Origin of the sequence: Conexibacter sp. CPCC 205762 (assembly GCF_030646155.1) — a bacterium.
GTDB lineage: Bacteria > Actinomycetota > Thermoleophilia > Solirubrobacterales > Solirubrobacteraceae > Conexibacter.
Genome location: NZ_JAUTDN010000024.1, coordinates 74,949 through 83,829 on the forward strand (window position 1 = coordinate 74,949; position 8,881 = coordinate 83,829).

The 8,881-nt window shown below is 73.3% G+C and carries 11 protein-coding genes and 1 pseudogene; 8 read left to right on the plus strand and 4 right to left on the minus strand.

From position 1 onward, the window contains the following. Window positions 1–79 precede the first annotated feature (79 nt). The 4 genes from Q7L73_RS17990 (at window position 80) to Q7L73_RS18005 (ending at window position 3,954) form a co-directional block, all read left to right on the plus strand. On the plus strand, window positions 80–1,357 hold the full coding sequence (locus Q7L73_RS17990; RefSeq protein ID WP_370552402.1) for an O-acetylhomoserine aminocarboxypropyltransferase/cysteine synthase family protein: 1,278 nt from the start codon (window positions 80–82) through the stop codon (window positions 1,355–1,357). Beyond that, window positions 1,350–2,495, plus strand: a complete 1,146-nt coding sequence (locus Q7L73_RS17995) for a homoserine O-acetyltransferase (RefSeq protein WP_304691113.1) — start codon at window positions 1,350–1,352, stop codon at window positions 2,493–2,495. The genes Q7L73_RS17990 and Q7L73_RS17995 overlap by 8 nt, the downstream gene beginning before the upstream one ends. After that, window positions 2,485–3,078: a methionine biosynthesis protein MetW gene (metW, locus tag Q7L73_RS18000; protein WP_304691114.1), complete on the plus strand. Its 594-nt coding sequence runs from the start codon at window positions 2,485–2,487 to the stop codon at window positions 3,076–3,078. Before Q7L73_RS17995 ends, metW begins: the two co-directional genes overlap by 11 nt. Before the next feature lie 93 nt (window positions 3,079–3,171). Continuing rightward, on the plus strand, window positions 3,172–3,954 hold the full coding sequence (locus tag Q7L73_RS18005) for a hypothetical protein (RefSeq protein WP_304691115.1): 783 nt from the start codon (window positions 3,172–3,174) through the stop codon (window positions 3,952–3,954). Between the two features lie 48 nt (window positions 3,955–4,002). Here Q7L73_RS18005 and Q7L73_RS18010 read toward each other — a convergent pair whose 3' ends face one another. Both Q7L73_RS18010 and Q7L73_RS18015 read right to left on the minus strand, forming a co-directional pair. Then, a complete protein-coding gene (locus Q7L73_RS18010; protein WP_304691116.1) occupies window positions 4,003–5,091 on the minus strand; it encodes a quinone-dependent dihydroorotate dehydrogenase in 1,089 nt (362 codons plus the stop codon). A 37-nt stretch (window positions 5,092–5,128) separates the two neighbouring features. After that, entirely contained in the window at window positions 5,129–6,040 is a 912-nt protein-coding gene (locus Q7L73_RS18015; RefSeq protein WP_304691117.1) for a hypothetical protein, read from the minus strand. Between the two features lie 183 nt (window positions 6,041–6,223). Here Q7L73_RS18015 and Q7L73_RS18020 point away from each other — a divergent pair, with 183 nt between their 5' ends. Further along, window positions 6,224–6,526, plus strand: a complete 303-nt coding sequence (locus Q7L73_RS18020; protein ID WP_304691118.1) for a hypothetical protein — start codon at window positions 6,224–6,226, stop codon at window positions 6,524–6,526. On the opposite strand, the gene Q7L73_RS18025 is transcribed toward Q7L73_RS18020, so the two are convergent. Beyond that, window positions 6,501–7,001 carry a type II toxin-antitoxin system VapC family toxin gene (locus Q7L73_RS18025; RefSeq protein WP_304691119.1) on the minus strand — a complete coding sequence of 167 codons (501 nt, stop codon included), beginning with the start codon at window positions 6,999–7,001 and terminating at the stop codon, window positions 6,501–6,503. The two genes, Q7L73_RS18020 and Q7L73_RS18025, sit on opposite strands and share 26 nt — an antisense overlap. After that, window positions 6,998–7,309 (minus strand): hypothetical protein, encoded by a 312-nt coding sequence (locus Q7L73_RS18030; protein ID WP_304691120.1) that lies wholly within the window; start codon window positions 7,307–7,309, stop codon window positions 6,998–7,000. The genes Q7L73_RS18025 and Q7L73_RS18030 overlap by 4 nt, the downstream gene beginning before the upstream one ends. Before the next feature lie 67 nt (window positions 7,310–7,376). On the opposite strand from Q7L73_RS18030, the gene Q7L73_RS18035 reads away from it, so the two are divergent. The 3 genes and pseudogenes from Q7L73_RS18035 (at window position 7,377) to Q7L73_RS18045 (ending at window position 8,822) form a co-directional block, all read left to right on the plus strand. Continuing rightward, window positions 7,377–7,925 (plus strand): DUF6174 domain-containing protein, encoded by a 549-nt coding sequence (locus tag Q7L73_RS18035; RefSeq protein WP_304691121.1) that lies wholly within the window; start codon window positions 7,377–7,379, stop codon window positions 7,923–7,925. 56 nt (window positions 7,926–7,981) lie between these two features. Beyond that, window positions 7,982–8,320, plus strand: a pseudogene (locus Q7L73_RS28795) (peptide deformylase); the annotation flags it as partial. Window positions 8,321–8,480: 160 nt separating this feature from the next. Next, the gene (locus tag Q7L73_RS18045; protein ID WP_304691123.1) at window positions 8,481–8,822 is read left to right on the plus strand and encodes a peptide deformylase; all 342 of its coding nucleotides are present in this window, start codon (window positions 8,481–8,483) and stop codon (window positions 8,820–8,822) included. Window positions 8,823–8,881 lie beyond the last annotated feature (59 nt).

The window sequence follows — 8,881 nt, forward strand, 5'->3', positions numbered from 1 at the left end:
GGCGTGGCAGACTCCTGTTCCCCCGGCACTGATCCCACCGACTGCAGCGAGGAGAACCATGAGCGAGCAGCAGCCCTACGTGCGTCCTGAGACGGTCGCGCTCCACACGGGCCAGCAGCCGGATCCGACGACGAACGCGCGGGCAGTGCCGATCTACCAGACGACCTCGTTCGTCTTCGACGACGCGCAGCACGCCCAGGACCTGTTCGCGCTGGCCGTGCCGGGCAACATCTACACCCGCATCATGAACCCGACGTGGTCGGTGCTGGAGGAGCGCGTCGCCGCGCTGGAGGGCGGCGTCGCGGCGCTCGCGCTCGCCTCGGGCCAGGCCGCCGTCACCTACTCGGTGCTCAACATCGCGCGCGCGGGCGACAACATCGTCGCCCACTCGACGCTCTACGGCGGCACCTACAACCTGTTCGCGCACACGCTGCCGCAGTACGGCATCGAGGTCCGCTTCGTCGATCCCGACGACGTCGGCGCGCTCGCCGACAAGGTCGACGACAAGACCCGCCTCGTCTTCACCGAGACGGTCGGCAACCCGCGCCTCAACGTCGTCGACATCAGAGCGTGGGCCGACGCCGCGCACTCGCACGGGCTGCCGCTCGTGGTCGACAACACCGTCCCGACGCCGGTGCTGGCGCGCGTCTTCGAGCAGGGCGCCGACGTCGCCGTCCACTCGGCGACGAAGTTCATCGGCGGCCACGGCACGACGATCGGCGGCGTGATCGTCGACTCGGGCAGATTCGACTGGGTCGCCAACGGCGAGCGCTTCCCGGGGCTGACGCAGCCCGACCCGTCCTACCACGGCGTCGTCTGGTCCGACGCGCTCGGCCCGGCCGCCTACATCGGCCGCGTCCGCACCGTGCTGCTGCGCAACACCGGCGCGGCGCTGTCGCCGTTCAACGCCTTCCTGCTGCTGCAGGGGCTGGAGACGCTGCCGCTGCGGATCGAGCGCCACAGCGAGAACGCGCTCGCCGTCGCCAAGCACCTGGAGTCGCACGACGCGGTCCGCTGGGTCAACTACCCGGGCCTGGAGAGCAGCCCGTACTACGCGAACGCGCAGAAGACGCTCACGGGCGGACAGGGCGCGCTCGTCACGTTCGGGATCGAGGGCGGCCGCGACGCCGGCCGCGACTTCATCGGCGCGCTGAGACTGTTCTCGCACCTCGCCAACATCGGCGACGCGAAGTCGCTCGCGATCCACCCGGCGACGACGACCCACTCGCAGCTCGACGACGGCGAGCTCGACTCGGCCGGCGTCTCGCAGGACCTCGTCCGCCTGTCGGTCGGCATCGAGCACGTCGACGACATCGTCGCCGACCTCGACCAGGCGCTCGCGGCGGCGCGTGCCTGACGGGATCGGCAAGGTCGAGACCCAGCGGGCGGTCGTCTTCAGCGACGACCGTCCGCTGGTGCTCGAGTCGGGCGCGCGGCTGACGCACGTCGAGGTCGCCTATGAGACCTACGGCGAGCTGAACGCGGAGCGCTCGAACGCGATCTTCATCTGCCACGCGCTGTCGGGCGACGCGCACGCCGCCGGCTTCCACGACGGCGACCGCCGCCCCGGCTGGTGGGACAACATCGTCGGCCCCGGCCGGCCGCTGGACACCGACCGCTTCTTCGTCGTCTGCGCGAACGTGCTCGGCGGCTGCAGAGGGACGACCGGGCCGGGCTCGCTCGACCCCGCGACCGGCAGACCGTACGGGCTGCGCTTCCCGCTGCTGGCGGTGCGCGACCTCGTCGCGACCCACCGCGCGCTGCTGGCGTCGCTCGGGATCGAGCGGCTGCTGGCGGCGATCGGCGGCTCGCTCGGCGGGATGCAGGCGCTGCAATGGTCGCTCGACCACCCGGGCGAGGTCGGCGGCGCGCTGGTCGTCGCCTCCTCGGCGCGGCTGTCGGCGCAGAACATCGCCTTCAGCGCGGTCGCGCGCGAGGCGATCATGCGCGACCCCGACTTCGCCGGCGGCGACTACTACGCGGCGGGTCCCACCGGCCGCCCCGACCGCGGGCTGGCGCTGGCGCGCATGATCGGCCACATCACGTACCTGTCGGAGGAGTCGATGCGGCAGAAGTTCGGCCGCCGCATCCAGGACGCGGTCGAGCCGCGCTACGGCTTCGACGTCGACTTCGAGGTCGAGTCGTACCTCGCCCACCAGGGGCAGTCGTTCGTCGAGCGGTTCGACGCGAACACCTACCTCTACATGACGCGCGTGATGGACTACTTCGACCCGTTCGCGGACGCGGCCTACCTCGGGCGGCAGGTGGCGGCGGGCGACACCAGCTACCTCGTGCTGTCGTTCGACTCCGACTGGCGCTTCTCGACCGAGCACGCGCGCGAGATCGCCGACGGGCTGCGCGGGGCCGGCGCGCCGGTCACCTTCCGCGAGCTGAGCGCGCCGCACGGCCACGACTCGTTCCTCTTCCCGGTGCCGGAGTACCACCGCACGGTCGCCGGCTTCCTCGACCGCCTGGAGGCCGCCCGTGCGCGCTGACCTCGACGTCGTCGCGGCGCTGGTCGGGCGCGACGTGAGAGTGGTCGACCTCGGCTGCGGCGACGGCGCGCTGCTGAAGCAGCTGATCGCGCGGCAGGGCTGCGAGGGGCTCGGCGTCGAGCGCGACGACGAGCGCTTCCACGCCTGCGTCGCGCGCGGCGTGCCGGTCACCCACGGCGACCTCGAGCTGGAGCTGCCGCGGCTGGAGACGGGCGCCTTCGACTGCGCGGTCCTGTCGCTGACGCTGCAGGCGACGCGCAGACCGGTCGAGGTGCTGCGGCAGATGCGCCGCGTCGCGCCCCGCCGCGTCGTCTCGCTGCCGAACTTCGCCCACTGGCGGATCCGGCTCGACCTCGCCCGCACAGGGCGGATGCCGGTCAGCGCGGCGCTGCCGTACCAGTGGCACGAGACGCCCAACATCCACCTCTGCACGCTGCGAGACTTCGAGGCGACGGTCGCGGAGACGGGGATGCGGATCGCGCGGCGGGTGCTGCTCGACGCCGGCGGCAGGCCCGCGGCGCGGGCGACGCGGCTGGCCGCAAATGCGCTCGCGGTCCGCGCGGTCTACGTGCTGGAAAGCTGAAAATCTAGTTAAAACTGGTCAAAGCTTCACATTCGGATTACAGTTGCGGGTCTTGGAGGTGCCGGCCGAAACCTGGTTGCCGGCAGTATCGACATGGCCCAGACTGCTCCCGACCTGGCGGTGCCCCGCCAGGACGTATCCCTGCGCGATTGGCTGCCGGCGACGCTCGCCGCCGTCGCGATCGCCGTGCTCTTCGGCGCGCTCACGCTCGGCCGCGGCTTCGTCGACGTCTTCGTCGAGGAGGACGGCCCGGTCGAGTGGATCGGCGCGGTCGGCCTGTTCGCCGGCGCGGGGCTGTTCTTCACCGCCTTCCTGATCGCGCGCCGGCGCGGCGGCGAGACCGTCGGGCTGTCGCGGCTCGGCGTCTGGGTCCTGCTGCTGCTCGCGCTCGCGCTGTTCGTCGCCGGCGGCGAGGAGATCAGCTGGGGCCAGCGGCTGTTCGGCTGGGGCACGCCCGCGTCGATCGCGTCCGTCAACGCGCAGGACGAGACGACGCTCCACAACCTGACCGAGTTCCAGTCCGGGATACTCGACGGCGACCGCCTCTTCAAGCTCGCCTGGCTGACGCTGTTCGTGCTCATCCCGCTCGTCGCCGCCGGCTGGCCGCGGGCGCGCGCCTGGCTCTCGCGGCTGGTGCCGATCGTGCCGCTGCGACTGGCGGCGCTGTTCGTGCTGACGTGGGTCCTGGCGACGGTCGCGACCCACGCGCTCGTCGGCCACTACAGCTCGATCTACCCGCTCTCGCACGCCGTCTCGGAGGTTGAGGAGGCGATCGTCGAGACGCTCGCCGGCGTCGGCGCGCTGGTGACGTTCGTGCGCGTGCGACGCGGCGCGGCGAACCCGCCGAGCGCCGCGGCGCGCGAGCCTGCGGAATAGCGCGCGCTGGCGGCGTGCGGCGCGGCGGCGGCGTGCGGCGCGGCGGCGCTAGCGCGCGGCGCGGCCGACGGCGTCCTGGACCGTCGCCAGGCCGGCGGCGCGGGCGCGCTTGGCGAGGCCGCGGTTGAGCTGCGAGGCCCACAGCGGGCCGCCGTAGATGAAGCCGGTGTAGCCCTGCACGAGCGTCGCGCCGGCCTCGATCCGCGCCCACACGTCGTCGGCGCTCTCGACGCCGCCGACGGAGATCAGCGTCAGCCGGCCGCCGGCGCGGGCGTGCAGGCGGCGCAGGACCTCCAGCGAGCGCTGCTTGAGCGGCGCGCCGGAGAGTCCGCCGAAGCCGATCCGATCGACCTCGTCGCGCGAGGTCTTCAGCCCGTCGCGGCCGATCGTCGTGTTGGTCGCGATCAGGCCGTCGAGGCCCTGCGCGAGCGCGAGGTCGGCGATCGAGTCGATGTCCTCGTCGGCGAGGTCGGGCGCGATCTTGACCAGCAGCGGCAGCCTGATCGCATGCTGCGCCAGCTCGTCCTTGACGGCGGCGATCAGCGCGCCGAGCCGCTCGGTCGACTGCAGGTCGCGCAGGCCGGGGGTGTTCGGCGAGCTGACGTTGAGCACGAGGAAGTCGGCCAGCGGCGCCAGCAGCCTGACGGAGGCGCGGTAGTCGGCCTCGACCTGGTCGTCGGCGACGACTCTCGTCTTGCCGACGTTGATGCCGACGATCTCGTGCGGCCGGCGCGCCGCCAGCCGCGGCACGACCGCGGCCGCGCCCGGGTTGGGGAAGCCCATCCGGTTGACCATCGCCGCGTCCTGCACGAGCCGGAAGATGCGCGGGCGCGGGTTGCCCGGCTGGCCCTGGGCGGTGACGGTGCCGACCTCGACGAAGCCGAAGCCGAGCGCGGCGAGCCCGCCGAAGGTGGTGCCGTCCTTGTCGAAGCCGGCGGCGACGCCGAGCGGGCTCGGCAGGTCGAGGCCGAGCGCGCGCGTGCGCAGCCGTGGATCGCGCGGAGCGAGCAGGCGGGCGACGAGGACGCGCAGCCACGGCAGCGTGTCGATCAGCCGCAGCGCGCGCCCGCCGAGATGGTGGGCGCGCTCCGCGTCGAGGCGGCTCAGCAGCCGCGTGAAGAGGAGGCGGTAGAGCACTGGCCGCGCCAGGCTACCGCCTCCCCGGGGTCCTTCGTCAGCCGACCGAGCCCTTGATCGGGTCGATGCCGAACTTGATCGTCGAGCTGTAGCCACGCGAGAAGGTCGCGTTGTTGGCGTCGACGATCCACGGGCTCGGGACGTTCTCGGCGTCGAGGAAGGCGACGAACTGCTTCTGCGCCGCCGCGCAGCTCATCGTCGAGCCGACCGGCAGGACGATGTCGTAGCTGCCCTTCGGCACGTAGAGGCTGCCGACGTGGTCGTTGTGGAGGACTCTGAAGGTCGTGCACGTGACGGCCGTGCGACCGCCGCCGCCGGTGTTCGAGCCGCCGACCTTCGTCGTCGTGAAGGCGAAGCCGCCCATGTTGTCCTGGAAGCTGGCGGTGAGGCCGTTGATGCTCAGCGACCAGGGCGCGTTGACGCCGCTGGGCTGGTCGAGGAAGAGTGCGAACTGGCTCGACGCCTGCGCGCAGGTGAGGCCGCGCTGGACCTTCAGCTGGTACTGGCCCCGCGGGAACGGCACCGAGCCGATGCGGTCGTTGTGGAGGACGCTGAAGGTGCCGGGGCAGGTGACCTGGTTGCCGGGCGTCGGCGGCGCCGGCGGGGTCTTGCCGGCGAGCTTGACGGAGAAGCTGGAGCTGCCGTTCGTGAAGCTCTTCGCCTTCGCGTTGCCGCGCCACGGGTAGGTCAGGTCGCCGTCGTAGTCCTGCAGGAAGTCGGCGAACAGGACCGATGCCTGGGCGCAGGTGAGGTTGCTGACCGTCACGTAGTACGCGCCCGCCGGCAGCGACATCGCGCCGATCTTGTCGTTGTGGAGGACCTGGAAGGTCGCCGGGCATCTGGTGGCGGCGGTCTCGGCGACCGGTGCAGCGGTCACGGTCGCGGCCGTGGCGGCCAACACGGCGATCAGCGCGGCCAGCAGGCCGACGCGGGTGAGTCCCTTCAACACGGCGAATTCCTCCGGAGGAGCGATGGTTGGGCGGCGCGCCGGTCTCGGCCCGCCTCTCCAAGCGGATCGGCAGGCCCCCGCCGCACTTGAGTCGACGTGTTCGCCGTGCCGCTCCGGGTTCCTGTGCCGGCGCTGTCAGCGGACACGGTCATGGCACTTGCGCGAGGCGCCTAGACTCGTCACATGGGGTTGCAGCGCAGCAGCGACGGCTCGGACCCGCTCCGGTCCGAGCGGATCGCCCACGTCGCCGGGGACGAGGAGCGGCGGGTCACGCCTTCGCGCGTCGCCGAGGGCACGCTCGCCTGCCCGGACTGCGACGCGCCGGTCGCGCTGACCGCCGGGCCGATCTCGCCGGCCGACAGACTCAACTGCCCCTTCTGCGGTCGCGACGGCAGCGCCCGCGAGTTCCTCTCGCTCGCCCGCCCGACCCGTCCGCAGCGGGTCGTCGTGAAGATCTCGCTCAGGTCGCGCGCGTCGCGGGCCTGATGGCGAGCGGCGACCAGTTCGGCAGCAGCGCGGCGATCGCGTCGCGCAGCGCCTCGAAGTCGCGCACGTTGTCGGTCACGACGGTGGCGCCATGGCGCCAGGCGCAGGCGGCGATCTGGATGTCGAGCACCCAGCCGGCGCGCTGGTCTGGCCGGCTTCCCTCGCGGCGGCGGCCGGTCGCTGGCGGCAGTGGGTGCAGCGCCCGCAGGTGGCCGGCGAGCGCGGCCGCCTGGCGATCGAGCGGCAGCACCTCCACCAGGCCGCTCGTCGTGAGGCTGCCGAACCAGCCCAACGCTCTCTGCCAGCGGACCTCGCCTCGCGCCGCGCGCGCCGCGAGGCCGCGCGTGACCTCCATGATCGTCGGCGCGGTCACGGCGACGTGGTCGTCGGCGCGCGCGTGCTCCCACAGCTCCCGTTCGAGCGGGCTGCCGGGCCGGACCTGCGACAGCAGCGTCGTGTCCCAGGCGACGCTCACGCGACGTCGTCTTCGCGACGTCCGCTGAGCATCGCCTCGCGCAGCTCCGCGGGCGACGGGAAGTCGGAGAGATCGCGCACGCTGGTGTCGAGCAGGTCGATCGCGGTCCCGCGTTCGGCGGCGAGCGCGTCGAACCGCCGCCGTCGCTCGCGCAGGGCCACGCCCTCGCCGGCGAGATGGATCAGCGCGTCGTTGGTCGTCGTGCCCAGCTCATGCGCGAGCAGCTCTGCCTGCGTGTAGACCTCGGGCGGCACGGTCAAGGTCGTGCGGCGGCCGGCTCGGTGGGGTGCTCGGCGCCGCTGGGTCACGCGCGCATCATAGCGCATCAAACGAGGTGCGCTGTGACGCTTGCGCGGGTACGGACGTAGTGCAGGCATGACCCGCGTCCGTCTGAACATCACACCCGCAGCGGCCGTCCGCGCCGCGCTCGCCGCGCTGCTGCTCGCGCTCGTCACCTCCGCCCCGGCGGCCGCGCCGGCCGGCGCGATCCCGACGCCGCCGTCGCCGCCGGCCGCCGACCCCGACCGGCAGCAGGTCGATCCCGGCATCGCCGACGGCGACGCGCAGCGCCGGCTCGACGCCGCGCGCGAGCGCTGGGCCGCCGCCGGCATCGACGCGTACACGATGCGCGTGCGGATCGGCTGCTTCTGCGATCGCGCCACGACGACGCCGCGGACGCTGACGGTGCGCGACGGCCGGCCCGCGCGCACGCACGGCAGACGGACGCCCGCTGCCCTGCGCCCCTACGCGAGCGTCCCGCGCATCTACGCGCGCGTGCAGCAGGCGATCGACGACAGAGTCGCGCTGCTGACCGTCAGATACGACCGCCGCGGGCTCGTCACCAGCCTCTACGTCGACACCAGCTTCATGATCGCCGACGAGGAGCACGGGATCACCGTCGACCGCTTCCGGCGCCTGCGCTGAGCCGATCGCGCGCCGGCCTTCGGCCTCCCGTCCTCGGCGGCTAGCATCCGCGCGCGATGACGCTGACGCTGATCGGCACCTCGCTGGCGGGGCTGTCGCTGCCCGGACAGTGGCTGCGGCGCACGGCCGCGCCGGTCGACTTCGACGAGGTCGACGCGGGGCAGCGGCGCGTGATCGTGCGCGAGCTGCTGGCGGCGATGCACGCGCCGCCCGGCGGCGTCGGGCTGGCGGCGACGATGGCCGGGCTCGACCTGCGGCTCGTGATCGCCGAGGACGCGGGCCGCACGCTGGCGATGTTCAACCCGCAGGTGGTCGCGACCGGCGGCCCCAAGGTCGCGATGACCGAGGGCAACCTCTGCCTGCCCGGCGTCCACGGCGAGGTCGTGCGCCCCTCGGCGCTCACCGTCCGCTGGCTCGACGTCGACGCCCGCGAGCACGAGGAGCGGTTCGCGGATCCTCTTCCACGAGCTGGAGCTGCTCGACGGCCGCTTCTTCACCGACCACATTGCGCGCACGTCGCTGCAGGGCCTCGGCACGCCGCATCAGCTGAGAGTGTTGACGCTCCCGCCCGAGCTGCACGCCTTCCGCCGCACGGTGCTGCGTCAGCCGGCCGCGCCCGTCGCCGGCAGCGGCATCGGCGAGCGCGCGCTGCAGCGCCTGATCGACGCTCAGCACGAGGCGATGCGCGCCGCCGGCGCCGCGTTCCTCACCGCGCCGCAGGTCGGCGTCTGCCTGCGGGTCGCGGTCGTCGCGGCGCCGGACGCGCCGGAGCCCGTCGTGCTCGTCGACCCCGCTGCCGGCGATGCCCGCGAGCTGACCGCCGACGGTCCCCTTGCCGGCCGCGTCCAGCAGGCGCTCGACCAGCTCGCCGGCGTGGCGCGCGCGGCCGGCGACTGAGGCCCGCCCGCCCGCGCTCGGCGCCCGCCCGCGCCCGGCGCCCGCCCGCGCCCGGCGCC

Coding starts and splice junctions, on each gene's coding strand:
- Q7L73_RS18005 (WP_304691115.1), top strand. CDS start 3,172: ATGGCCCAGACTGCTCCCGACCTGGCGGTGCCCCGCCAGGACGTATCC.
- Q7L73_RS18020 (WP_304691118.1), top strand. CDS start 6,224: ATGGGGTTGCAGCGCAGCAGCGACGGCTCGGACCCGCTCCGGTCCGAG.
- Q7L73_RS18035 (WP_304691121.1), top strand. CDS start 7,377: ATGACCCGCGTCCGTCTGAACATCACACCCGCAGCGGCCGTCCGCGCC.